This window comes from Pedobacter sp. ASV12 (assembly GCF_016429155.1).
GTDB lineage: Bacteria > Bacteroidota > Bacteroidia > Sphingobacteriales > Sphingobacteriaceae > Pedobacter.
In genome coordinates this window covers 57,844-79,773 of the sequence record NZ_JAELUC010000005.1, presented here as the reverse complement: position 1 = coordinate 79,773, position 21,930 = coordinate 57,844, and the positions used below count along the sequence as shown (strand labels likewise).

Sequence of the window (21,930 nt, the reverse complement as noted above, 5' to 3'; positions counted from 1 at the left end):
CAAAACTAAATCCTTCGTTTCAGTCGGAGCAATTTGATGAGGTTTCGGTTGTTGCGCACAATCTCTACCAAAATGGTACGGCCGTCGTCAGACTTGAAGAGCTTCGAAATATCTTCCAGCGAATACTCCTGGATAAAGCGCATATTCAGCGAAACAATTTCGTCCTGCTCTAAAAACCCGGCCTTTTCTGCAGGCGATCCGGGTTCGATGCGGCCTATAAAAACATGCTTTTTGTTGTTGGGGTCCATGTATACCTCAATGCCCGACATGTCGTGTTCGAAAGGAGTGCTGTAGTTGGAGTTGGGTTTGAGGTACATCGAAAGGTTGGGATAATCGAAAATCACGGTGAAGCGTTTGAGCACTTCGGCCCCCAAATTGCCGTCGTTTTTGTCGTAGCCCACCTGTTTGGCCAAGGCTTCGTAGGCCGGAAAGCCCGAAAGGATGTTTTTAAAGGAATATTTGCCTAGGGTTAGCGAGGAGAGCCGCCCCATGCTGCCATTGATCACCCCGCTTAAGCCCACGCCCAAATTGGCCGAAATGGTGTCTTTGGGTATCGGAAAGGGTTTGCCCGCCAAGGCATACATCGATAAGGGATGGCTGGCGCCACAGTCAATAATAAGTTTTACCCTAAATGGCCGTTTGTGCGCATCTTCCAGATCGGCAAAAAGATAAGGCCGGTTGTTCTCGATGAATATCGGAACTTGATGCCCTCTTTTCTTCACTTTTGCGCTGGGTAGCGAAAAGCTAAGCCTGCTGGTGCTGTAGTTTATCTTGACCACAAAGCTGTTGAAAAACGGATAGCCGATCAAACCGTAGATCTTTTGCCCCAAATAACTCGAAAGGTCAAAAATATCCTTCTTTAAAATGGCGGTTGGCACATGTGCGGCGCTGGCCTCCGAAATCTTTACGCCGACGTCGTTGGTTAAAAAAGCATCTATTTCTTCGCCCTGGCCAAAGCCATACACTTTAATGGTTCTGGGGTTTTTGATCCGTAAAGTATCCAATAACCCAGGATCCGTTATGATCAGCGAACCTACGCCCGTGTCGAGGATAAAATTGTAAGGGCCTTTGCCGTTGAGGTAGAGCGGCACTACAATCAGGTTCTTGATTTGCTCAAAGGTTAAGGCGTCTTTTTTGCGCTTCCCTTCAAAAACAAAATTTTGGGCATAACAGGCATCTGCCAACAAGGTTTGCAGTACAATTGAGCCAAAAAAAGCAAATAGTAGGTATATTTTTATTGCCCGATGCCAATATTTCATAAAACTAAATTAATAAATTAGGACGCACATTTTTGCTATAGCCCAATACTTAATGGAAAAAACCAGTTTAAAGCTGCTTACCTGCCTCTTGTTCTTTTTTGTTGCCTGCCAATTGGCCTGCACGCCAAACCGGATGATTTCAAGGAAAGTAAAAAAAGAATTCCAGCATTCCCAATTGATCAAAAAATACCAGGTGGGCTTTGCTTTGTACGATATGGATCAAAAAGAGCTGCTTTTTCAGCAAGATGCCGATAAGTATTTTACGCCAGCCTCCAATACCAAACTCTTTACTTTTTATGCGGGCCTGAAAATGGCTCCCGATTCCATTCCCTCGCTACGTTATGTAGAAAGGGGAGATTCGCTTATTTTTTGGGGAACCGGCGACCCTTCTTTCCTGCACTCGCAACTGAAGGGCACCAAGGCCTACAATTTTTTAAAAAACAGCAGCAAAAAACTGTTCTTCGCCCCGGGCAGGTATACCGGCAATTTTTACGGCAACGGCTGGCAATGGGACGATTACAATGAATATTACCAGGCCGAAATTAACGAATTGCCTCTGATGGATAACATGGTGCTGGTTAGCACAACAGCCAATGGCCAGATTAACATCACGCCCCAAATCTTTGCCAGCTGCTTTGCTGTAGATAGCACAGCCCAAGCCAAGGCTTTTAAGGTAACCCGCGATTTTAACAGCAACCATTTCACCTATCCTAAAGTACCCATAACCACCAAAACGGCCCAGCAGGTGCCCTTTAAGGTGAGCACCGCCACTACGATAAATCTTTTGGCCGATACGTTGCACAAGTATGTAGGCATCATCAACTTCAAGATGCCGGCCAATGCCCAAACCATCTACAACGTAAAAAGCGATTCGGTGTTTAAGCAAATGCTGCAGCCCAGCGATAACTTTATTGCCGAACAGTTGCTGCTTACCTATGCCAATCAGGTTGGCGAAGAACTGAATACGGCCAAAATCATTGCCTACATCGAACAGCACTATTTAACCAGCCTGCCAGATAAACCGAAATGGGTAGATGGTTCGGGCCTATCGAGAGGCAATTTGTTTACGCCCAGAGACATGGTGAAGCTATTGGAACTTATTTATACCGAAGTAAACAACAAGGAAAGGCTCTTTGGCCTGTTGCCCGCAGGGGGCAAAACGGGAACCCTGAAAAATGCCTACCCCAAAACCGACAAGCCCTTTGTGTTTGGCAAAACCGGTAGTCTCTCAAACAACCACAACCAAAGCGGCTATGTGGTAACCCAAAAGGGCAGGGTACTTATTTTTTCTTTCATGAACAATAATTTTGTACAGCCAACGTCAGAGGTGAGGAACGAAATGGTACGGCTGATGACCTATATCCATGATAATTTTTAAGAACTGAAATGATGAAAAACCATTTACTGGGCCTATTGCTGCTGCTGGGGCTTGGTGCTTCGGCACAAGACCAGCTTATTTACCAGAGCAAGAACCTGCCCAAGGCTGATACAACCTGGGTTTTTAAACCTAAAAATTATGCGCAGCAAGACAAATTCCCGGTTATTTTCCTGCTGCACGGCTACTCGGGCAATTACAAGCAGTGGAACAACATTATGGATGCCCAAAAATATGCCGACCAATACGGTTTTATCCTAATTTGTCCCGATGGCCTGTTCAGCAGCTGGTACCTCAACAGTCCGGTAAAAAAAGACTGGCAGTTTGAAAGTTTCTTCTTCGACGAATTGTATCCCGACATTCAAAAAAAGTATAAAACAGATACACAAAACGTCTTCATAACTGGCCTGAGCATGGGCGGGCATGGAGCCCTGCACCTGTTTATACGGCGGCCCGAATTGTTTGCAGGAGCAGGCAGTACCAGTGGGGGCATTAAATTATCAGATGGATTTGGTAAGTTTGGCTTGGGAGATTTACTGGGAAACCCGCCGGCAACAGACGAAGCTTGGAAAAAATATTCCGTTATCGACAATATCGGGCAACTAAAAGGCAATGCCAAGCCCATTATTTTCGATTGCGGCGCCAACGATTTTTTCTATGCCTCTAACAATGAGCTGAAGCAGAAGTGCGACAGCCTGAAGTTAAACGCCACCTACATTTCTCAGCCAGGGGCGCATAACAAGGCCTACTGGGCAAAATCTATCCGCCAGCAGTTTGAGTTTTTTAAGAACCAATTGAAGTAACCGCATGAAATTAAAAAATCTACTCCTCATTTGTTCCCTGGGCCTTTTGGCGTTCGGCGCCTGTAAGAAAAGCGATGATAGCACGCCTTCAAACCCCGACAACAACACGACGCCGGTAACCCCAACGCCCTATGTGCCCGACAACAGCTTCAAGATCGTGGCCTATATGCCGAGCTATAAAGACCCAGAAACGGTAGACATGAGCAAGTACAAGATGATTACCCATCTGTTCTACGCCTTTTTAGAAATCGATGCCATTGCCGATGGTACGTTAAAGCCGCTTTCGCAGCCCACACGCTTCGAAACAGTAATGCAGCGCGCCAGGGCCAACAACGTAAAAGTGGGCATCTCGGTTTCGGGCAGCAGCGCCAGCTTTGCCACCATGGCCAGTACGGCCACGGCAAGGACCAAGTTTGTAACCAACGTGGTTAATTTTGCCAAAAACAACAGCCTTAACGGGGTCGATATCGATTGGGAATACCCGAGCACCTCCGGTACTGCGCCATCGGCAGATAATTTTGTATTGCTCATGAAGGAGCTTTCTGCCGAGCTGCACAAAATCAACAAGTTTTTAAGTGCTGCGGTTACCCCGGCAGTATATTCCGGAGGAATTAGAGAAGGCATCAAGCCAGAGGTATTCCAATATGTAGACTTCTTCAACATCATGCAGTACGACGGAATCGGTTATGATACTTCAGATCCTTACCAGCATGCCTCGTACAAAATGAGCGTGGCCAGTTTAGACCAATACCTGAACGTAAAAGGCCTAGACAGGCTGAAAGCCGTTGTAGGCATTCCAACTTATGGCAAAAACGTGCAAAACGCGGCCAAGGGCTACCGCGATATCGAGGCGGCGGGGGCCGATGTAAACGGCAATGTGGGCACTGTAGCTGGTGTTGATTACTATTTTAACGGCATCAATTTGGTAAAACAGAAAGCGCAGCTGGCCAAAGACCGCGCCAACGGCATCATGTTCTGGGAGTTTTCGTTCGATACAAACAATGCCAACTCTCTGATCAAAGCGGCCAACGACCAATTGGGAAGAAGCTATTAATGTCGAACCAACCAACGTTTAACCAGTTACAGGGCTCATTGGCGCCCAGGATAGCGGTTGCCGGAAAAAGCTATCTCTATTTTGGGGGCACGGCCTATTTGGGCATCCCGAAAAACGAAGCCTTTTTGCATCACTACATCAAAGGGTTGGAAAACTATGGCCTGAACAACGGTACCAGCCGAAACAACAACATCCAGTTGGGCATTTACTATGAAGCCGAAAAACACCTGGCTAAAAAATTCGGCGCCGAAGCGGCCTTGGTGAGCTCGAGCGGCTACCTGGCCGCGCAGCTGACGGTAAAGAACCTGAGCAGCTGGGGCAGGGTTTGCTATGCACCGGCCTGCCATCCGGCTTTGTGGCTGGCTGAAGAACCCCAAACGGCCGAAACCTCGTTTGGCGCTTGGGCCCAAACGCTAGTCGAGACCATTAACCGGAGCGAACAGGAGCGCTGGGTGCTCATCAGCAACTCGATGAACAATCTCTTTCCGGAGATTTACGATTTTTCGTTCGTGGCGCAGATTGACCCACAAAAGCAAGTGCTGCTCATTGTTGACGATTCGCATGGCCTGGGGCTCAATAACAAAGGCCTGGGCGCATTTTCGGCCCTGCCCGTGGCCAACCATGTAGAAACGGTTGTAGTGGCTTCTATGGCCAAGGCATTGGGCGTAGATGCGGGATTGGTTTTGGGGTCTGAAAAGGTGATAGCCAGGCTGAAGCAGAGTAACGAATTTCTGGGGGCTTCGCCGCCTGCCGCCGCCGGGCTTTTTGCCCTGATGCAGGCCGACGCGCTTTATGCAGCGGAACTCGACAAGCTCCAAGTGCTTGCTAAACGCATGGCCACGGCGCTGGCCGGTAAAAAAGGCTGGCATTTTATACCCGATTTTCCTGTTTTTTTCTGCAAAAATGCAGACCTTAGCCAACGGTTGCTGGCCAAGAACATCCTGATCTCTTCGTTTCCCTATCCCGATAAGGACGGCGAAATCATCAACAGGATCGTGCTGAGCAGCTGGCACAGCGAAACAGACCTAAAAGAATTGATAACCGCATTATAATTTTGAAGATGAGAACCCTTGTATTGGCATTTCTGGCGCTTTTGTTGGGACAACAGAACCTGAGCGCGCAAAAAACAGTGAAAGTATGGATTGTTAGGCATGCCGAAAAACTGACCGACAACCCGAAAGACAATGATCCGGATTTGTCGCCCGAAGGCAAGGTGCGTGCAGACGACCTTTTCAAGTACCTAAAGGGCCAGAAACTCGATTCGATTTTTACAACAGGCTACAAAAGAAGCAAACTAACCGCTTTTCAGTTGGCCGATAGGCAGGGCATTTCGCTTAAAACCTATAGCCCAAACTACCAGAAAGAACTGGCCAAGCAGCTGATGGCCAATGCCAAGGGCAAAAAAATACTGATTGTGGGCCATTCTAACACCGTGCTAGAGCTGATCGAGGCCTTTGGAGGCACCCGGCCGATCAAAGAACTTACCGACGACGATTATGACTATATCTTTTCGCTGACGGTTAAAGGCGATAAGGCCGATGTGAGCGTAGATCATTACGGAGCCGCGCATCATACCCAACAGGAGCCTGTGGCTAAGCCAAAATCTTAGTTCGTTGCTAGGCAATTCAGCTATTGATAAAAGTTAAGGGTTGGTTTTTCGCATTGTTGAACTATAGTAGTGCGGGTTTAATTTTTACCACCTAAGACGCCTTAGCCATTGTTTGAGCTGGTGTTGTTTTTTTGCGTTGGTTCAAGCTAAACATATTGTTCAATACTTAGCTGTTCTTAGGTGCCTGAGGCGGTCAAAACCGTTACTTCACCTCGTTGTAAATCTGGTCGGATTAGATCCAGCGCCCTGGTTTCATTACCTAAGACACCTTAGTGAAGCCTTCTATTGCTCAAGTCTTAGCTGTTCTTAGGTGTCTAAGGCGGTCAAAACTTTGGGTGTTTAGGGGCTTAAGCGCTTCATCGCGTATCCTCGATGTGGTGCAGCGTACCTTCAAAATCACACTGCGAACACTCGATACGTCATCGAGTACTCTCTGCATGGCATTGTTTGTACGCAATGGCACGCTGCGGGTTGACAAAACGTCTTTGCGGGTACGCAACAACACGCGGCGTACCCGCAGCGTTTCTTTGAGGCATCGCAATGGAGCTTTGTCGGTACTCGGAGCTGCTTAGTTTGGACTTAAAATCGCGTTTTCAGGTCAAAAAAGGCCTTTTTCATGATTTTAATAGTGAATTTTGTGTGCCGGTGCCTTAAAAGGGGCTGGGCGTGCATTTAAAATGCTCTATCTTTTTACATTTTAGGCTTGGCTAAACGGGTACAAAGTATTATTTGTATTTTCAATTATCCCTTTTGATTTTATTCAAGATCTATGGCTGGGCTTTACCTTGTGTCCCTAGGGTTGCTGACCCGCCTTTTTTAGCTGTTTTAAAAACGATATGTTTTAATGGATAAAAAGCGTCATCCCTAAACAACCGACGCAAGGCGTTGTAAAAACTTGCCGTTTTATGTTTTTACGTGGTAAAAAAACAGCCAGACCCATAAATCAATCAAATGAAAAACCTAACATTGCTCAGCAAAGCCGAGCTTAAAAAAGTAACGGGCGGTGGATGCCCTGCCTGGGCACAGGCCAAATGCCTACAGGAAGCGGCAAGCCTTGAACCTACCGGCGATGCCAATGCCGACGTAATCCAAATGGACGTATACTATGATTTGTGCATAAAGTATTATGACGAAAACCCTGCTTAATATTGGTTTAGCCATATTGATGGTGTTTGCTACGGCCCGTAGCCTGTATGGTCAGGCTACGGGCTGTACGATTGCCGGAACGGTACACAAGAGCCTGCCGTACAAATACGCCTACCTGTACAATTCAAAAAAAAACATCATGCTAAAAGCGCCTGTAGTGCTTAGCCATTTCAGGTTTAACGCCGTAAGATACGAGGAGCTGACCTTATCCAGCCTGTTTTTTGGCATGGATTCTTTAATGACTTATAACACCCTGCTCGAAAAAAAAGCCGAAAGAATATTTGACGAAAAGATTTTAGCCATAGAGGATTCGGTTAATGTTTATGTACCTACCGAAAACATGAAAGAAGCCCTGGTAACAGGAGGCCCGTTAAACAAGGCCCTTAACGACATGTACCTTACCAGCAACAAAAGAAACTATGCCGAATTCTTTTTAAAATACCCCGATTCGCCTGTTTCGCTGCTATACCTCAAGGTTTTAATCAACATTAGTAAAACCAGTATGGGCGCAGGTATAGATTGTCCTTCGTATTACAATAGCTTATCTAGCCGGTTGAAGAATTGTGAGGAAGGAAAAGCCATAGCAAACAAACTATGAGGATATTAGGGATCTCATTATTTAAGTCTAAAAAGCTTGTTTTTGCATTGCATGAGGCTTTTATGTTTTTGGCTTTAAGGATGCTAGGCTCTACATGGTTAATGAATAGGCGGTTGCCTATATCAAATAACGAGAAAGTTTGGACAAAAGTAGTGGTTAATAAGATAATTATTTAATGCTCAGTTGATCTAAGTAAAAACCCCGGAATATATCTATTATATGATTTCCACGTTTAGATATTCAAAATCAATCTTTAGGTTTTCTTTTAGAAAGTTAATATATTTTTCATCATTGGCTGTAGCAGGATACTGACCTACAACAATATGGTTTTTTTTCCTCTTGTCTTCATCATTGGACGAATATAATAGGACTTGTCCTAGTGCTTCCTTTATACATTGTGATGCGTAAGGAGAGGATTTAACTTCGTAAAACGAAATAAAATCCGGTTGGATTAGCTTTACATCGACATGATTTTCTTCCAACAGGACATTTTCCTCTCCAAATTGCTCTATTAATTGAGCTTTAAGTGCTTCCTGAATTTTATTATGTCGTTGTTCTGCGATGTAAGAACGGGTTACGGTTCTCACCTGTGGAGCTATGTCTTTTGTTCCTGTTGCTCGTCTTTTTGTTCTTGGTATTCGCGTGCTTGTGTTCGCGATAATTTCTTTTCTTTCCTTCCTGTCCCCAAACTGGTCATAAAGCTTTCGCATAAAAGCATACACATCCAAGTGCGCGGGCTTATTCATCATCATTAATGTCTGTATTTCCGAGATAGTAGTGCTCTTGCCTACCTGCAAACCAAAATAATCTGCGATCTTAAATAAAACATCGCGTTTATAAATCGGGATGAGTCTTTCATTAGAATATAAAAAAGCTACTTTCCATTTAAATAGGTCAGGTAGACGTATATGATCGATCTGGTCAAAACCGCCAATTTCAGAGAGCTTTATGACTTTAATGATGTCTCTTTTTACGTTGTCAAAAGCAGTTTTTCTGTCGTTACCATAAGCTTTTAACCAAGAGTATTTTTCATCGTTTTTATAATTTTTTGGGGTTTTAGCAGAATTTGTCCTTTCGTAAATCCCAAACTTAATTGATGTTAGACCCTTTATGCTTCCCAACATCCTTGTTCTAGTTTCAACCCATTGGCAAAAGGTGTCCTTGTTATTAACGCCTACATACTCTTGCAGAGTTAGAGCTTCTAATTTATCGATTGGCCAGCGGTTTAGAAATTCATCAAGAAGTTCTTTAAGTTCGTTTATTGTTATGAATCTAATCAAGAGCTTTATAGTTGAGCGTTTGTTTTACTTAAATTCCAAGCTATATAAAACTTAAAAAGAATCCAAAAAAGCAAAGATTATGAACAAATAATTTCGGGTAATGCCCAGGTTATTAAGGGTAAGCAGATTGGGTTTGGCGAAACCAAACAGACGGCAACATGGTTGTGGCCGGTTGTGCACGCGGCTTAAAGCTGCTCAAACGGAATATCCATCAAATCGTATTCCTGCCAGCCGTTAAAATCGAAATGCCACCATTCGTTGTAAATAACCTTAAAACCGTTGGCCTGCATGATGGCAATCAAAAAATCGCGGTTTTTAATTACGTTGGCAGGCAGCTTTTGGTAGCGTGGCGCGGCTTCGGGCGCAAAGCTGTCGTAAGGGGTTGGCATGGGTACGTCTTTGCCAGTTTTCAGGTCTATGATGGTCAGGTCTACCGCGCAGCCGCGGTTATGCTTAGAGCCTTTGTTGGGGTTGGCCACAAAGTTCTTGTCGCTGGCCTTCTGGTAAAAGGCCATGGTAATGGCGTAGGGCCTGTAGCCGTCAAAAATCTTTAAGCCATAGCCTTTTTTGTTGAGGATGGTCTGTATCTTTTTCAGCTGCTCAACCACGGGCTTGCGTGCAAAGGCCCGCGCCTGCTTGTACATTGCCTGTTGCATAAAGTTGTTGCGGGTAGCATACCTGATATCGAGCACCACCGATGGGATGGCTTTCTTGATTTCGACCAGCTCGTTGTTGGGGTGGGCCTTTAAATCGGCCTTGTAGGTTTTGTAATTGCTTACAATGGCCAGGCCGTAGGGGTTTTGCGCATTCTTTTGGGCGCAGGAGCTTAAGCAGGCGGCCATCAGGGCCAGCGATAAAAGTCGTTTCATAATTATTGATTGGCCACCACGAGCAGTTCCAGATCTTTGAACGGCAAATTATACATATTGGCCAGGTCTTTATTGGTTAAATGGCCCTGGTAGCAGTACAGCGCTTCGCGGATGCCGGGCCTGTTCCATGCCATGTTCATCAGGCCACCCATTTCGCCAATGTCAATCAAAATAGGGGCAAAGATGTTGGTTAGGGCATAAGATGCCGTGCGGGGCACCCTCGAGGCAATATTGGGCACGCAGTAATGGATCACGTCGTGTTTGATAAAAACCGGGTCTTTGTGGTTGGTTACTTCCGAAGTTTCAAAACAGCCACCCTGGTCAATGCTTACATCAACCACTACCGAATGGGGTTTCATGCGGCTAACGGTTTCTTCCATCACCAAGCAGGGGCTGCGGCCGTGCTGCGAACGGATGGCGCCAATTACCACATCGCAGGTAGTAATGGCCTTGGCCAGCACAATGGGTTGCATAACCGAGGTAAAAACGCGGCTGCCCAAGTTGTTCTGCAAACGGCGGAGCTTAAATATCGAACTGTCAAAAACCTTCACCTCTGCACCCAGCGAAAGCGCCGTGCGCGCGGCATATTCGCCAACAGTTCCGGCACCCAAAATCACGATCTCGGTAGGTGGTACACCCGTAAAGCCGCCCAGCATCAGGCCCTTGCCGCCAAAGGCCGAACTCAGGTACTCTGCGGCGATGAAAATAGAAGCCGACCCTACAATTTCGCCCATGGCGCGCACCACGCTCAGCACATTGCCTTCGTCGCGCAGGTTTTCGAAGCAAAGCGCATTGATTTTTTTATGGAGGATGGCCTTGAGATTGGCCTCTTTTAAGGTGCCGATCTGCAGGGCCGAAATCAAGGTCTGGCCTTTGTGCATCAAACCGATTTCTTCTAAAGTAGGCGGGGCTATTTTAACGATGATGTCGGCGGCGTACACGTCTTTCTTGCTGAACGAAATCTGTGCGCCCTGCTCACTGTAATCCTTGTCGGTAAAGTTGGCGCCGTTGCCGGCTCCCGATTCGATAACCACCCGGTGTCCATTGTTTACCAAAAGGGCTACCGATAAGGGCGTAAGCGCTATCCTGCACTCTTGAAAGGAAATTTCTTTGGGGATACCGATGTATAAACTGTTGCTCTTCTTGTTGGTTTCTAACATTGACTCCTGGGGCTGCATCAAGCCTCTTTGGGCTATGGCAGCCATGCCTTCACGTAATCCTGTAGCCATGATAAGTTGGGTAGTTTTTTATTTAGGTGCTTGAAGTTACGCAAAATCTGCGAATAGCTCACAATGAAATACATAGAAAAGAGTTACCCCTGACAAAACCGGCAATGGTTTTAGGCGCCTATGCGCTCCAAATCGAAGTGGCGCTGCTCGTTGCCCGTAATGGAGATGGCTACCTTGATGTAACGATCGGGCAAAAGCTCGGCTACTTTTTGTGGCCACTCTACCAAGCAATAGTTGCCGCTGTAAAAATACTCTTCGTAGCCGATGTCAAAAGCCTCTTGCAGGTTTTTTAGGCGGTAAAAATCGAAATGGTAAACCGGCCCGGCAGGGCTTTCGTATTCGTTAACGATAGAAAATGTAGGGCTGCTCACCACATCGGTTATGCCCAGGGCCTGGCAAAGCGATTTGATGAAAGTGGTTTTGCCCGCGGCCATATCGCCTTCAAAAACAAAAAAACGCTCGCCATTGGCAAAACCGAGCAATTGCTCGGCTACGATGCCCAATTCGTTAATGCTATCGATGGTAATGGAAGTGTTCATGCAGCAAAGATAATATTACCGCCTCAGAAATCTAAGATGTCTGAGGTGGTAGAATAAGATAGGACTACCTCGAACTATACGTGACAACCGGAATGATCATCTCCTCCAGCGAAATGCCCCCGTGCTGGAAGGTTTCGTTGTAATAGTTCACAAACTGGTTGTAGTTGTTCTGGTAAACGAAATACTGGTCTTCCTTGGCAAAAATATAGTTGGAGCTGATGTTGATCTTCGGCAATTGCGCCTCGTGCGGATTTTTGATCAGGAACACCTCTTTCGGATTAAAATTAAGGTTGCGCCCCTGTTTGTAGCGCAGGTTGGTATTGGTATTCCTATCGCCGATTACCTTGCTCGGATGCTTTACCCTAATGGTACCATGATCTGTTGTAATGATCAGTTTTACCCGTTTTTGAGCGATTTTTTTAAGCAGGTCTAGCAAAGGCGAGTGCTCGAACCACGACAAGGTCAAAGAACGGTAGGCGGCATCGTCGTTGGCCAGCTCGCGGATCATCTGCATATCGGTACGGGCATGCGAAAGCATATCCACAAAGTTGTAAACCAGGGCATTAAACTCGTTTTGCATCAGGTTGTTTACCTGTTCGGTAAGCTCTTTCCCCTGGTCGAAAGTCAAGATCTTATGGTAGCTGAATTTGCAGTCCTTGCGCAGGATGCGCTTGATCTGCTCGCCCAAAAACGTTTCTTCGTGCAGGTTTTTGCCCCCTTCGTCGTCGTCGTTTTGCCACAGCGCCGGAAAACGCTTCTCCATTTCTAAAGGCATCAGGCCCGAAAAAATGGCATTACGGGCATATTGGGTAGCCGTAGGCAAAATACTCGAATAGGTATCTTCTTCTTCGAGGCGGAAATATTCGGTAATCAGCGGATTGATGATTTTCCATTGGTCGTACCTCAGGTTGTCTATCAAAATAAAGAACACGGGGGTCGTGCTGTTGATTAACGGAAAAACCTTCTTTTTCAGTAGCTCGTTGGATAACAATGGCGGGTTTCCCTTGCCGTTTACCCAATCCAAATAATGGTTTTCAATAAATTTAGAGAACTGCATGTTGGCCTCCGATTTTTGCATGGTCAAAATCTCATGCATTTGCGGATCGTCGAGCTTTTCGAGTTCCAGTTCCCAAAAAACCAATTTTTTATAAACCTCTACCCATTCTTCATAGCTCAGCTTGTCGTTTAAGGTCATGCCCAAACGCCTAAAATCCTGCTGGTAGGCCGATGAGGTACGCTCGCTCACCAGGCGTTTGTTGTCGATAATTTTCTTGATGGTGAGCAAAACCTGCTTCGGATTAACCGGCTTGATCAGGTAGTCGTCTATTTTCGAACCGATGGCGTCTTCCATCAGGTTTTCTTCTTCGCTTTTGGTAATCAGTACCACAGGCACATCAGACCGGATGTTTTTGATGGCAGAAAGCGTTTCCAATCCGCTCATTCCAGGCATGTTCTCGTCTAAAAACACAAGGTCGAAATGTTCCTTTCCAAAGGCCTCCAGCGCATCGTTGCCATTGGTAAACGTAGTTACCTGATAGCCTTTTTCGTTCAGCAGCAGAATGTGTGGCTTCAGCAAGTTGATTTCGTCGTCGGCCCATAGAATTTTGGTTTCCTGCATTATATCTGTTTTTTATGTAAATTAATTCCATTCAAAGCGCTAGGCTTTTTACTATCGATAAAAATAGCAATTTTTGTACCGTATAATTTAATTTTGAGAATTGAATAAAAAGAAAATAATAAACGACCCGGTGTACGGCTTCATCAGCATCCCATCGGCGTTGATTTATGACCTCATTTCCCATCCGTATTTTCAGCGGCTCAGGTACATCAAGCAATTGGGAATGACCCACTTGGTATATCCCGGCGCTTTGCATACCCGTTTTCACCACGCGTTGGGCGCCATGCACCTGATGGGCCTGGCCATAGAAGTGCTGCGCAGCAAGGGCCATCACATCAGTTTTGAAGAGGAAGAGGCCGCCACCATCGCCATTTTGCTACACGATATAGGACACGGTCCTTTTTCGCATGCACTGGAGCATACGCTCATTACCGGCGTGATGCACGAAGATATTTCGATGCTGATGATGGACCAGCTGAACGAGGAGTTTGACGGGCAGCTCACTACCGCCATCCATATTTTCAGGGGCAAATACCACCGCCGCTTCTTTTGCCAGCTGATTTCTGGCCAGTTAGACCTCGACCGCATGGATTACCTGAACCGCGACAGCTTTTTTACCGGGGTAAGCGAAGGGGTGATCAGTTTCGACCGCATCATTAAAATGTTCAACGTGGTTGACGATCAGCTGGTGATTGAGGAGAAGGGCATTTATTCGATCGAAAAATTCCTGATTGCCCGCAGGCTGATGTATTGGCAGGTTTACCTGCACAAAACCGTCATTGCCGGCGAACAGCTGTTGGTAAAGATCTTGGAAAGGGCCAAAGAGCTGGCTTCTGGCGGGGTCGAGCTTTTTGCCACGCCGGCGCTGCAGCATTTTCTGCAGAACGATATTACCGAACTCAACTTCTTTGACGACGAAATCCATCTGCAGCAGTTTGCCAAGCTCGACGACCAGGATATCTACGCCTCGGTAAAGGTTTGGGCCGACCACGACGACCCGATTTTGTCGCGTTTGTGTCAAATGCTCAATGCCCGCAAGCTGTATAAGGTAGAGATCAGCAATGCCGAGCCTGCTCCAGAAAGGATAGCCGCGCTGGCCGATAAAACCATGCTGGCCCTGCATGTAGACGAAGACGACGTAGCCTATTTTGTATTTACCGATACCATCAGAAACAGAGCTTACAACGCAGGCAATAGCAATATTAACATCTTGATGAAGAATAATGAGCTGGTTGATATTGCAAAAGCCTCGGATTTATCTAACTTAGAATCTTTGGATAAGACGGTAAAAAAACATATTCTTTGTTACGTGAGAGGCATTTAGCATTTTTTAACAAAATTAAAGGGCGCAAAAGCCGTTTTTGTCTTATCCTTGTAACAATTAACAGCCGTTGTTTATTTGTTCATATCAATTTAACATTTAACTTTGTAAGATGCAATTTACTGCCAAGCAGATAAGCGAATTTTTAGATGGAACTATTGAAGGAGATGAGACCGCTACGGTCAAAGAGCTCTCCAAAATAGAAAGTGGAGGTGCTGGTTCGCTATGCTTTTTATCCAACCCCAAGTACGAAAGCTACTTGTACACTACACAGGCTTCTGTAGTGATCGTATCGAGGGATTTTGTGCCCGCGCAGCCCGTAAATTGTACGCTGATCAAGGTAAAGGATCCTTACAGCTCTTTTTCTATCCTTTTAGAAAAATACAACGAAGTAGTTAACCAAGACCGCACCACACCAGGCATCGATCAGCCTTGTTTTATACATCCTTCGGCAAAAATTGGCAAGAACGTTTATATCGGGGCCTTTTGTACCATCGAAGAAAACGTGGTGATTGGCGATAACTGCAAAATCTATACCCAGGCTTATATCGGTGCCGACACCCAGATTGGCAATGATGTAATGCTTTATCCCGGCGTTAAAATATACAACCGTACCATTTTGGGCAATCGCATAACCATTCATGCCAATGCGGTAATTGGCAGCGATGGCTTTGGCTTTGCGCCCCAGCCCGATGGTACCTACAATAAAATTGCCCAGATTGGCAATGTAGTGGTTGAAGATGACGTAGAAATTGGGGCCAATACCACCATAGATAGGGCCACTATGGGCTCTACCTTTATCCGTAAAGGCGCCAAGCTCGACAACCTGATCCAAATTGCGCACAATGTTGATGTGGGCGCACACTCGGTGGTGGCGGCACAGAGCGGCATTTCGGGCAGCACCAAACTTGGCGATAATTCGGTAATCGGAGGCCAGGTAGGCATTGCGGGCCACTTGAATTTGGGCAAAGGCACACAAGTGGGTGCACAAGCCGGGATCAATTTCAATACAGAAGACAATAAACAATGGCACGGAAGTCCGGCGCAGCCGTTAAAAGAATGGATGCGTTCTACCGTTATATTTAAGAAGCTGCCCGAGGTAGAAAAACGGGTACGCGAATTAGAGGCCAAAATTGCTGAACTTAATGCGCTCATCGAACAGATTACGACAACACAGAATAGATAATGAACGTTAAGCAAAAGACGATAAAGGGCGAAATATCAGTTAAAGGCGTAGGCTTGCATACTGGTGCAAATGTGACGTTAACATTTTGTCCCGCTCCAGAAAACCACGGGTTTAAATTTCAGCGGATCGACCTTCCAGGTCAGCCGATTGTTGAAGCCGACTGCGACAATGTAACCGATACGGCCCGTGGCACTACCATTAGCCAAAACGGAGCAAGCGTAAGTACCGTAGAACACGTTATGGCGTCGTTGGTGGGCATGGACCTAGACAACGTGTTGCTGAAGCTCGACGGTCCCGAAACCCCGATTATGGATGGCAGCGCCATTCAGTTTATCGAGGCTTTGGAAGAGGTGGGCGTAGTTTCGCAAAGTGCCGACAGAGAATATTTTACCATTCCACATAACATTACCTATACCGAGGCCGACAGAAAGGTAGAAATTGTGGCCATGCCGCTTGACGATTATCGTTTTACCTGCATGATCGACTACAATTCGCCGGTTTTGGGCAGCCAGCACGCCGGGATCTCGAGCATTGCAGAGTTTAAGAAGGAAATCGCCTCGTGCCGTACCTTCTGCTTTCTGCACGAACTGGAGTACCAGCTTAAAAATAACCTGATTAAAGGAGGCGACCTGAACAATGCCATCGTTATTGTTGACAAGGAGGTAACCCGTGAGGAGCTCGACCATTTGGCCACCATCTTTAAAAGAAAAGCCATCGAGGTTGCGCCACAAGGTATTTTAAATAACATGGAGCTCCGTTACCAAAACGAGCCTGCCCGTCATAAACTGTTAGACATGATTGGCGATCTGGCTTTGGTAGGCGTTCACCTGAAAGGCCACATCATGGCGGCCAGGCCAGGTCATGCCGCTAACGTTGCCTTTGCCAAAAGGATTAAGGCTGCCATTAAAAAGGAAAAAGGCAAAAAAATACAAAAAGTATACGATCCCAACACCAAGCCTATTTTTGATGTGGTACAGGTAATGGATATCCTGCCGCACAGGCAGCCGTTCTTGTTTGTGGATAAAGTTATAGAGCTTTCGAAAACCCACGTGGTTGGCGTAAAGAACGTAACCATGAACGAAGAGTTCTTTAAAGGGCATTTTCCGGGTGCACCGGTAATGCCAGGGGTAATACAAATCGAATCGATGGCTCAAGTGGGTGGCATTTTGGTGCTCAGCACCGTGCCCGACCCAAGAAACTACCTAACCTATTTCCTTAAAATAGACAATGTGCGTTTTAGGGCACAAGTATTGCCTGGAGATACCCTAATATTCAGGTGCGACCTGATGGAGCCCATGCGCAGGGGCATTGCCCAAATGAAGGGCGTAGGCATGGTTGGCGATAAAGTAGTAGTAGAGGCCGAAATGATGGCCCAAATAGTAAAAGTTAAAGACAGCGAAACAGCATAATGATACAACCTCTAGCTTATATACACCCCCAAGCAAAAATTGCGGACAATGTAGTTGTTGAGCCCTTTGCGGTTATTCATAAAGACGTAGAAATTGGCGAAGGAACTTGGATTGGGTCTAACGTAGTCATTATGGACGGTGCGCGCATCGGTAAAAACTGCCGTATTTTCCCGGGCTCGGTTATTTCGGGCATTCCGCAGGATTTGAAATTTGCCGGCGAAGTAACCACTGCAGAAATCGGCGACAATACCACCATTCGCGAATGCGTAACCATTAACCGCGGCACCAAAGACAAATGGAAAACGGTAATTGGCAGCAACTGTCTGATTCAGGCTTATTCGCACATTGCACACGATTGCGAAGTGGGCAACAACTGTATCTTTTCTAACAGTACTACCTTGGCCGGACACATTACCATTGGCGATTATGTGGTGCTGGCAGGCTTGGTGGCCATCCACCAGTTTGTAAAAGTGGGTTCGCACGCCTTTGTAACCGGTGGTTCGTTGGTGCGTAAAGATGTTCCCCCTTATGTAAAGGCCGCACGGGAGCCGCTATCTTACGTGGGTATCAACTCGGTAGGCTTGCGCCGCAGAGGTTTCTCGCCAGAAAAAATAAACGAGATACAAGAAATTTATCGCGTACTTTTTGTAAAGAACAACAACGTAACCAAGGCATTAGACATTATTGAAGCCGAGTTTCAGCCAACCGAAATCCGCGATGAAATCGTTGATTTTATCCGCAACTCGAACCGCGGCGTAATGAGAGGCTTCGGAACCAGCGGTTAAATTGCTCAAAGCTTTGCCAATCCCGGCGTAAATCATTAATGGAAATCAAGCTCGATCATATTGGCAGGCGCTTTAACAAGGAATGGATCTTCAGAAATGTAGATTATCGCTTTGTTTTGGGTCAAAAATACGCGGTTTTGGGGCCTAATGGCTCCGGAAAGTCGACCTTATTGAGTATTTTGCTGGGCAATCTTACGCCATCGGAAGGCGAATTGAAATACAGCAACCCCGATACGCCGGTAGAGAAAGTGTACCAGCATCTGAGCTTTGCCGGACCTTACCTCGACTTGGTAGAGGAGTTTAGCCTAACCGAAACCATCAACTTTCATTTCCAGTTTAAAAACTACGCCCAAGGCCTCGATGCCAGGGCGCTGATTGACATTTTGGGGCTCGAAAAAGCCAAGGACAAGGCGCTGAAGCATTTTTCGTCGGGCATGAAGCAACGCACCAAGCTGGCTTTGGCCTGTTGCGCCGATACGCCGATCTTGATTTTAGATGAGCCTACCTCCAATCTCGACGAGCAGGGGGTGGCCTGGTATCATGAGCTGATGGGCCGTTTTGCCGGCAACAGGATTACGGTTATCGGTTCCAACCAGGCTCACGAATACGATTTTTGCGAGCATCGGCTAAACATTACAGATTATAAGTAAGCGGGACAGGATGAAGAAGATGACAAAATATGTTCTATAATTACCGATAAATAAATACTTTTACCTTAGAAATTTCGGTCAAAAAACGGCCTATTTCTGTTTAAAAGCAACATTAAAAAATATTTTAAAATTACTATTGTATAATTAAAAAATAGTCTATACCTTTGCGCCACGAAAAAGCGACATAGGAATAGGCGCAATTTCAAACCAAATGGCAAAAGCATCAGACATTAAAAACGGCAACATTCTTCGCTTCAACGGAGATTTGGTACAAGTAGAAGAATTTATTCATCGTACGCCGGGCAATTTAAGAGCTTTTTATCAAGCTAAAATGCGCAATGTTAAAACAGGAAAATCGGTAGAGTACCGTTTCCGTGTTGACGAAGAGGTGGAGATTTGCCGTGTGGAAACCAACGACTACCAATATCTTTACGAAGATGGCGATTCGTTGGTGGTAATGGACAACACCAGTTACGAACAATACACCGTGCCTAAGTTCTTATTTGGCGAAGGGGTAAAGTTCTTGAAAGAAGGCTTGAACGTAATCGTAGCCTTTGAAAGCGACGAGCCAATCATGGCGCAATTGCCTTCGAACGTGGAGTTGGAAATTACCTATTCTGAGCCTGCAGTAAAAGGCAATACTTCTACCAACGCGATGAAATATGCAACTGTAGAAACAGGGGTAGAAATTAAAGTCCCAATGTTTATTAACCAAGGCGACAAAGTTAAGGTTGATACACGCACAGGAGACTATATTGAAAGAGTAAAATAATAAATTTTCATAGTTTAGTTTTAGGTTTAGGTTGATTGTGGCTTCGGAGTGGTTCCCGAAGCCATATTTTTTTTATATTGGCCCAAACATCCATCGCCATGCGCAAAGCCGACCTCCGCAAACAAGCCTTACGGCAACGAAATTCGCTAGGCGAACAAGAGCTCGCCGAATTGAACAAAAAGCTGTTGGAGCGCTTTAAAACACTCGATTTTTCCAACGTAAAAAGTCTTCATATCTTTTTGCCCATCCTCAGGCATAAAGAACCCAATACTTGGCCGCTGATCGATTGGTTGCGGCGCCAACACCCGGAGATAAAAATAATTGTGCCCAAGGCCGATTTCGAATCGAACCTGATGAGCCATTTCCATTACCAGGGCCAGTCTGATTTAGCCCTTAACCGGTTTGGCATTCCCGAGCCTCAAAATGCCGATACTTTTGAAGGAACGCCCGATATGGTGCTGGTGCCTTTGCTGGCTTTTGACGAGCGAGGCTACCGCGTGGGCTATGGCAAGGGCTTTTACGACCGCTTTTTGGAAAATTTAGATACCCAAAAAATAGGATTATCTTTTTTTGATGCGGCAGCACAAATTAATGATGTACATTTGAATGATATCCGCTTGGATAAATGCATTACCCCCGACCGAATTATCGACTTTACGCTTAACAACCATGGAAAAGGACTTTAGAATTACCTCTGCCAAGCAGTACGAAGAAACCATGATTACCATTTTCGAAATGCAGGAGCAGGAAGAGCCGCTTAACGCCCAGCAAAAGGCCGACATGGAAATCATGATGAAGGCCGCCGAGCGTTACGAGGAAGAAGAGCTTTAAATTGTTGTAATTATTGGGCAATAGCGTACACTTGCGAAATCCCTAAAACTCCGCAAGTGTGGCAAGCCTAGGGCTTCTTTTTAATCGCTTCGAGCAAATCGGCCAATTCCTTTACTTTTTCAGGATACTTTTCAGCCAGGTTGCTTTTTTCGGCTATATCTTCTGTTAAATGGTAAAGTTGTGGCGTAGGGTAGTTGCCTGTTTCGATATCGACCAGCTTATCCATAGCGGGCCCATTATTTGGCGAAATGTATTTCCAGCCATCTTTTACCAATGATAGTGAACGGGAATGCTTAACCAAAGTGGTTCGCCCTTTGTCGCTCTTGCCCAGAAGGGCGTTTAGTGTGTTTTCGCTATCTGTGGCCTCGCCGACAGGTATTTTCACATGAAGCAGACTGGCAAAAGAGGCGATCAGGTCCATTTGGCAAACCATGGCCGCAGAAACGCCGGGCTTAACCGTGCCTGGCCAGCTTACCACAAAAGGCACCCGTGTTCCGGCTTCCAGCGAGCTGTATTTGCCCCCTCTTAAAGGCCCTGTTGGCGTATGTCCGTTAAGTTGGGTTACAGCCTCGTCTTGATAGCCGTCGTCTAATACGGGGCCGTTATCGCTACTGAAAATAATCAACGTGTTTTTGCTTTGTCCGCTTGCTTCCACTTGCTTCATGATTTCGCCTACGGTCCAGTCGAGCTGCAGAATGGCATCGCCACGGTAGCCCAAGCCGCTCTTGCCTTTGAACATGGTGGCAGGCATGCGTGGCACATGAGGCTCGGTTAAGCAGAAATAAAGGAAATACGGCTTAGCCGTATGTGTGGCAATGAAATTTTTGGCTTTGGATAAAAAGGTGGTCGATACCTCTTCGTCAACCCAACGCGCCCTTTGGCCACCGCTCATGAAACCAATGCGGCCGATGCCGTTTACTATGGTGGCATCGTGGCCCTGGCCTGGCGACGACTTCATTTTAAGCAGCTCAGGGTGCTCTTTACCCGTTGGGTCATTGCCCACCTTGGTTTTATAGTTCACCTCAATTGGATCTTTCAAGTCGAGCGCCAATACCTTTTGGTTCTCTAAAAATACGGTAGGTACGCGATCGGCCGTTGCCGGAAAAATAAAGGAATAATCGAAACCCACCTCGTTTGGACCTGGCTTGATCTCGCCGTTCCAGTCTTTGGCCACTTGCGTTCCTAATCCCAAGTGCCATTTGCCTACAATGCCGGTGGCATATCCTGCTTGTTTGAATACTTTGGGCAGGGTCATTTTGTCTGTCGGAATAATCAGGGCCGCATCGCCGGGCAATACGCCTGTTCCCTGTTTGCGCCACGGATATTGGCCCGTCATTAAGGCATAGCGAGAAGGCGTACAGGTTGAAGAAGTGGCATTGCCATTGGTAAAACGCAGCCCCTGCTTGGCCAGCTTGTCAAGGTTAGGCGTATGGAGCTTGGTGGCGCCGTAGCAGCTCAGGTCGCCGTAGCCCAAATCATCAGCGTAAATGTAAATGACGTTGGGCTTGGTGTGCATGGTTTTTTGCTGGGCTAAGGCATGCCCAACTAAGGCCGTTGCAAAAGCAAAGGCCAGGGTGATTTTTTTCATAGGTGATGT

22 protein-coding genes are annotated in these 21,930 nt (G+C 46.3%); 15 read left to right on the top strand and 7 right to left on the bottom strand.

Translation table 11 applies throughout. The features are described from left to right. Window positions 1-5: 5 nt before the first annotated feature. Window positions 6-1,259: an aspartyl protease family protein gene (locus JHD69_RS03185; RefSeq protein ID WP_199137329.1), complete on the bottom strand. Its 1,254-nt coding sequence runs from the start codon at window positions 1,257-1,259 to the stop codon at window positions 6-8. Between the two features lie 52 nt (window positions 1,260-1,311). Between JHD69_RS03185 and JHD69_RS03180 the strand changes: the two genes are divergently transcribed. The 7 genes from JHD69_RS03180 to JHD69_RS03150 all read left to right on the top strand — a co-directional run bounded on the left by JHD69_RS03180 (window position 1,312) and on the right by JHD69_RS03150 (window position 7,844). Then, a complete protein-coding gene (locus tag JHD69_RS03180) occupies window positions 1,312-2,637 on the top strand; it encodes a D-alanyl-D-alanine carboxypeptidase/D-alanyl-D-alanine-endopeptidase (protein WP_199137327.1) in 1,326 nt (441 codons plus the stop codon). An 11-nt stretch (window positions 2,638-2,648) separates the two neighbouring features. Further along, window positions 2,649-3,437 (top strand): alpha/beta hydrolase, encoded by a 789-nt coding sequence (locus JHD69_RS03175; RefSeq protein ID WP_199137325.1) that lies wholly within the window; start codon window positions 2,649-2,651, stop codon window positions 3,435-3,437. A gap of 4 nt (window positions 3,438-3,441) precedes the next feature. Beyond that, complete coding sequence (locus tag JHD69_RS03170) at window positions 3,442-4,491, top strand: glycosyl hydrolase family 18 protein (RefSeq protein WP_199137322.1); 1,050 nt, start codon at window positions 3,442-3,444, stop codon at window positions 4,489-4,491. Beyond that, a complete protein-coding gene (locus JHD69_RS03165) occupies window positions 4,491-5,543 on the top strand; it encodes an aminotransferase class I/II-fold pyridoxal phosphate-dependent enzyme (protein ID WP_199137320.1) in 1,053 nt (350 codons plus the stop codon). The genes JHD69_RS03170 and JHD69_RS03165 overlap by 1 nt, the downstream gene beginning before the upstream one ends. Window positions 5,544-5,551: 8 nt before the next feature. Beyond that, window positions 5,552-6,100, top strand: a complete 549-nt coding sequence (locus tag JHD69_RS03160; protein WP_199137318.1) for a SixA phosphatase family protein — start codon at window positions 5,552-5,554, stop codon at window positions 6,098-6,100. Between the two features lie 951 nt (window positions 6,101-7,051). Then, entirely contained in the window at window positions 7,052-7,246 is a 195-nt protein-coding gene (locus JHD69_RS03155; RefSeq protein ID WP_199137316.1) for a hypothetical protein, read from the top strand. Continuing rightward, window positions 7,227-7,844, top strand: coding sequence for a hypothetical protein (locus JHD69_RS03150; RefSeq protein WP_199137314.1), 618 nt, complete (start codon window positions 7,227-7,229; stop codon window positions 7,842-7,844). Before JHD69_RS03155 ends, JHD69_RS03150 begins: the two co-directional genes overlap by 20 nt. Window positions 7,845-8,059: 215 nt before the next feature. Here JHD69_RS03150 and JHD69_RS03145 read toward each other — a convergent pair whose 3' ends face one another. From JHD69_RS03145 to JHD69_RS03125, 5 genes are all read right to left on the bottom strand, one after another. Next, window positions 8,060-9,124 carry a hypothetical protein gene (locus tag JHD69_RS03145; protein WP_199137312.1) on the bottom strand — a complete coding sequence of 355 codons (1,065 nt, stop codon included), beginning with the start codon at window positions 9,122-9,124 and terminating at the stop codon, window positions 8,060-8,062. Window positions 9,125-9,309: 185 nt separating this feature from the next. Beyond that, complete coding sequence (locus JHD69_RS03140) at window positions 9,310-9,993, bottom strand: M15 family metallopeptidase (protein WP_199137310.1); 684 nt, start codon at window positions 9,991-9,993, stop codon at window positions 9,310-9,312. Between the two features lie 2 nt (window positions 9,994-9,995). After that, window positions 9,996-11,222, bottom strand: a complete 1,227-nt coding sequence (locus JHD69_RS03135) for an alanine dehydrogenase (RefSeq protein ID WP_199137308.1) — start codon at window positions 11,220-11,222, stop codon at window positions 9,996-9,998. A gap of 110 nt (window positions 11,223-11,332) precedes the next feature. Further along, entirely contained in the window at window positions 11,333-11,761 is a 429-nt protein-coding gene (tsaE, locus tag JHD69_RS03130) for a tRNA (adenosine(37)-N6)-threonylcarbamoyltransferase complex ATPase subunit type 1 TsaE (RefSeq protein ID WP_199137306.1), read from the bottom strand. 64 nt (window positions 11,762-11,825) lie between these two features. Then, a complete protein-coding gene (locus JHD69_RS03125) occupies window positions 11,826-13,379 on the bottom strand; it encodes a bifunctional response regulator/alkaline phosphatase family protein (protein ID WP_199137297.1) in 1,554 nt (517 codons plus the stop codon). A gap of 100 nt (window positions 13,380-13,479) precedes the next feature. Here JHD69_RS03125 and JHD69_RS03120 point away from each other — a divergent pair, with 100 nt between their 5' ends. From JHD69_RS03120 to JHD69_RS03085, 8 genes are all read left to right on the top strand, one after another. After that, window positions 13,480-14,703 (top strand): HD domain-containing protein, encoded by a 1,224-nt coding sequence (locus JHD69_RS03120; RefSeq protein ID WP_199137295.1) that lies wholly within the window; start codon window positions 13,480-13,482, stop codon window positions 14,701-14,703. 109 nt (window positions 14,704-14,812) lie between these two features. Further along, entirely contained in the window at window positions 14,813-15,886 is a 1,074-nt protein-coding gene (gene lpxD / locus JHD69_RS03115) for a UDP-3-O-(3-hydroxymyristoyl)glucosamine N-acyltransferase (RefSeq protein WP_199137293.1), read from the top strand. Further along, on the top strand, window positions 15,886-17,295 hold the full coding sequence (locus JHD69_RS03110) for a bifunctional UDP-3-O-[3-hydroxymyristoyl] N-acetylglucosamine deacetylase/3-hydroxyacyl-ACP dehydratase (RefSeq protein WP_199137291.1): 1,410 nt from the start codon (window positions 15,886-15,888) through the stop codon (window positions 17,293-17,295). Before lpxD ends, JHD69_RS03110 begins: the two co-directional genes overlap by 1 nt. Continuing rightward, the gene (gene lpxA / locus JHD69_RS03105) at window positions 17,295-18,080 is read left to right on the top strand and encodes an acyl-ACP--UDP-N-acetylglucosamine O-acyltransferase (protein ID WP_199137289.1); all 786 of its coding nucleotides are present in this window, start codon (window positions 17,295-17,297) and stop codon (window positions 18,078-18,080) included. The genes JHD69_RS03110 and lpxA overlap by 1 nt, the downstream gene beginning before the upstream one ends. Window positions 18,081-18,118: 38 nt before the next feature. After that, window positions 18,119-18,730, top strand: coding sequence for an ABC transporter ATP-binding protein (locus JHD69_RS03100; protein ID WP_199137287.1), 612 nt, complete (start codon window positions 18,119-18,121; stop codon window positions 18,728-18,730). A 211-nt stretch (window positions 18,731-18,941) separates the two neighbouring features. Then, complete coding sequence (efp, locus tag JHD69_RS03095; protein WP_199137285.1) at window positions 18,942-19,502, top strand: elongation factor P; 561 nt, start codon at window positions 18,942-18,944, stop codon at window positions 19,500-19,502. A gap of 98 nt (window positions 19,503-19,600) precedes the next feature. Further along, window positions 19,601-20,188: a 5-formyltetrahydrofolate cyclo-ligase gene (locus JHD69_RS03090; RefSeq protein WP_199137283.1), complete on the top strand. Its 588-nt coding sequence runs from the start codon at window positions 19,601-19,603 to the stop codon at window positions 20,186-20,188. Continuing rightward, window positions 20,172-20,333 (top strand): hypothetical protein, encoded by a 162-nt coding sequence (locus tag JHD69_RS03085; protein WP_199137280.1) that lies wholly within the window; start codon window positions 20,172-20,174, stop codon window positions 20,331-20,333. The genes JHD69_RS03090 and JHD69_RS03085 overlap by 17 nt, the downstream gene beginning before the upstream one ends. A gap of 67 nt (window positions 20,334-20,400) precedes the next feature. Here JHD69_RS03085 and JHD69_RS03080 read toward each other — a convergent pair whose 3' ends face one another. Next, window positions 20,401-21,921 carry a sulfatase family protein gene (locus tag JHD69_RS03080; RefSeq protein ID WP_199137278.1) on the bottom strand — a complete coding sequence of 507 codons (1,521 nt, stop codon included), beginning with the start codon at window positions 21,919-21,921 and terminating at the stop codon, window positions 20,401-20,403. Between the last annotated feature and the right edge of the window lie 9 nt (window positions 21,922-21,930).

What these genes read in the sequence shown, in the direction of transcription:
- JHD69_RS03175 (WP_199137325.1), top strand. Translation starts at nt 2,649, where the DNA reads ATGAAAAACCATTTACTGGGCCTATTGCTGCTGCTGGGGCTTGGTGCT.
- JHD69_RS03110 (WP_199137291.1), top strand. Translation starts at nt 15,886, where the DNA reads ATGAACGTTAAGCAAAAGACGATAAAGGGCGAAATATCAGTTAAAGGC.
- JHD69_RS03170 (WP_199137322.1), top strand. Translation starts at nt 3,442, where the DNA reads ATGAAATTAAAAAATCTACTCCTCATTTGTTCCCTGGGCCTTTTGGCG.
- JHD69_RS03160 (WP_199137318.1), top strand. Translation starts at nt 5,552, where the DNA reads ATGAGAACCCTTGTATTGGCATTTCTGGCGCTTTTGTTGGGACAACAG.
- JHD69_RS03080 (WP_199137278.1), bottom strand. Translation starts at nt 21,921, where the DNA reads ATGAAAAAAATCACCCTGGCCTTTGCTTTTGCAACGGCCTTAGTTGGG.
- JHD69_RS03125 (WP_199137297.1), bottom strand. Translation starts at nt 13,379, where the DNA reads ATGCAGGAAACCAAAATTCTATGGGCCGACGACGAAATCAACTTGCTG.
- JHD69_RS03100 (WP_199137287.1), top strand. Translation starts at nt 18,119, where the DNA reads ATGGAAATCAAGCTCGATCATATTGGCAGGCGCTTTAACAAGGAATGG.
- JHD69_RS03185 (WP_199137329.1), bottom strand. Translation starts at nt 1,259, where the DNA reads ATGAAATATTGGCATCGGGCAATAAAAATATACCTACTATTTGCTTTT.
- tsaE (WP_199137306.1), bottom strand. Translation starts at nt 11,761, where the DNA reads ATGAACACTTCCATTACCATCGATAGCATTAACGAATTGGGCATCGTA.
- lpxA (WP_199137289.1), top strand. Translation starts at nt 17,295, where the DNA reads ATGATACAACCTCTAGCTTATATACACCCCCAAGCAAAAATTGCGGAC.
- JHD69_RS03150 (WP_199137314.1), top strand. Translation starts at nt 7,227, where the DNA reads ATGACGAAAACCCTGCTTAATATTGGTTTAGCCATATTGATGGTGTTT.
- JHD69_RS03155 (WP_199137316.1), top strand. Translation starts at nt 7,052, where the DNA reads ATGAAAAACCTAACATTGCTCAGCAAAGCCGAGCTTAAAAAAGTAACG.
- JHD69_RS03180 (WP_199137327.1), top strand. Translation starts at nt 1,312, where the DNA reads ATGGAAAAAACCAGTTTAAAGCTGCTTACCTGCCTCTTGTTCTTTTTT.
- JHD69_RS03165 (WP_199137320.1), top strand. Translation starts at nt 4,491, where the DNA reads ATGTCGAACCAACCAACGTTTAACCAGTTACAGGGCTCATTGGCGCCC.
- JHD69_RS03085 (WP_199137280.1), top strand. Translation starts at nt 20,172, where the DNA reads ATGGAAAAGGACTTTAGAATTACCTCTGCCAAGCAGTACGAAGAAACC.
- JHD69_RS03140 (WP_199137310.1), bottom strand. Translation starts at nt 9,993, where the DNA reads ATGAAACGACTTTTATCGCTGGCCCTGATGGCCGCCTGCTTAAGCTCC.
- efp (WP_199137285.1), top strand. Translation starts at nt 18,942, where the DNA reads ATGGCAAAAGCATCAGACATTAAAAACGGCAACATTCTTCGCTTCAAC.
- JHD69_RS03135 (WP_199137308.1), bottom strand. Translation starts at nt 11,222, where the DNA reads ATGGCTACAGGATTACGTGAAGGCATGGCTGCCATAGCCCAAAGAGGC.
- lpxD (WP_199137293.1), top strand. Translation starts at nt 14,813, where the DNA reads ATGCAATTTACTGCCAAGCAGATAAGCGAATTTTTAGATGGAACTATT.
- JHD69_RS03090 (WP_199137283.1), top strand. Translation starts at nt 19,601, where the DNA reads ATGCGCAAAGCCGACCTCCGCAAACAAGCCTTACGGCAACGAAATTCG.